This is a genomic window from Acidovorax sp. KPB24-03, assembly GCF_057546605.1.
Map to the genome: position 1 here is coordinate 1 of NZ_BAAJYR010000684.1, position 1244 is coordinate 1244.

2 protein-coding genes are annotated in these 1244 nt (G+C 70.5%); one reads left to right on the forward strand and one right to left on the reverse strand.

Annotated features, from left to right (window positions below):
• Positions 1 to 186: 186 nt before the first annotated feature.
• On the reverse strand, positions 187 to 585 hold the full coding sequence (locus tag AC27KI_RS25185) for a tautomerase family protein (protein ID WP_487116514.1): 399 nt from the start codon (positions 583 to 585) through the stop codon (positions 187 to 189).
• Positions 586 to 695: 110 nt separating this feature from the next.
• Between AC27KI_RS25185 and AC27KI_RS25190 the strand changes: the two genes are divergently transcribed.
• Positions 696 to 1244: LysR family transcriptional regulator (locus tag AC27KI_RS25190; protein ID WP_487116516.1), on the forward strand; the 549-nt coding region annotated here is incomplete at its 3' end.

The window sequence follows — 1244 nt, forward strand, 5'->3', positions numbered from 1 at the left end:
GTGGTACTTCTGGCGCAGCAAAGGTCGACGGCAAGCGCGTCTGCGCCCAGGTGTCGCCAGGGCCGGGCTGGGAGCGCGACAGCACGCCTTACGACGGCCCGGGCTGCGAGGCGCGCCGCCGGGTGTTCGTCATCCCGATGCGCTGACGCTGCCGCCGCAGGGCGTGGCAGCACCTGCACCGCGCTGCTATACGCCGGCCTGCTGGTGCCGCCATTCCTGGCTGCGTCCGCCGTAGCCGTAAGCGGCCGCGCGGGCATCGATCAGGTGGATGTAGCTCACCTCGTGCAGGCGGGGCAGCAGGCCGGCGAACGCGGCATGGATCTCGCGCAGGTAGCGCGCCTTCTCCGCCTTGGTGTTGGTCTCGTCGGTGATGCTGATGTCCAGGTGGAAGGCGGTCTGGCCCAGCTCGGCCAGCGAGACGCCCCCGATGAACCATTGGTCGGCCGCGATGAACTGCACCGTGGTGGCGATCACGGGCAGGGCCTTGCCCAGTACGTTCTGGGTGATGTCGGCGACAGCCGCCGTCGCGCGGCTGGCCAGGGCGGCATCGGCGGGGCCGGACAGGTGGATGGCGATGTGGGGCATGGTGCGGGTGCTCGTTGAAGGGATGCCGTGATTTTTCGCCGCATCCACCGTCCTGAAAAGCGGGATTCATGGATACCATCCATCGGTTATTCCGTTGGATGCACTGCGCCATGCATGCCTTTCCCCTCGACCAGCTTCGCACCTTCGCCGCCGTGATCGACGCGGGCAGCCTCACGGCCGGCGCGCCGCGGGTGTTTTTGTCGCAGTCGGCCGTCAGCGAACAGTTGCGCAAGCTCGAAGAGCAGGCCGGCCAGTCGCTGCTGCTGCGCTCCAAGGCCGGCGTGGCGCCCACGGCAGCGGGCGAGCGGCTGCTCGGCCATGCGCGCCAGTTGCTCGCGCTGAGCGAGGCGGCCTGGCGCGATCTGCACGGCGTGGCGCTGCAGGGCACGCTGCGGCTCGGGGTCACCGATTACTTCCGCCCGGCCGATCTGGCGGGCCTGCTGGCGCGGGTGGAGGCGCAGTACCCGCAGGTGCGGCTGCAGGTCACGGTGCAGAAAAGCGGGCTGGTCGAAGCGGGCTATGCCGGCGGCGAGTTCGACGTGGGGCTGACCATGGCCTTGCCCGCCGCGCGCACGACGAGTGGCGCTGCCCGCGCACGGCCTGCCGCCAATGCCGCCGCGGCGAAGGCGTCGCTGCTGCGCCAGGAGGCCCTGCACTGG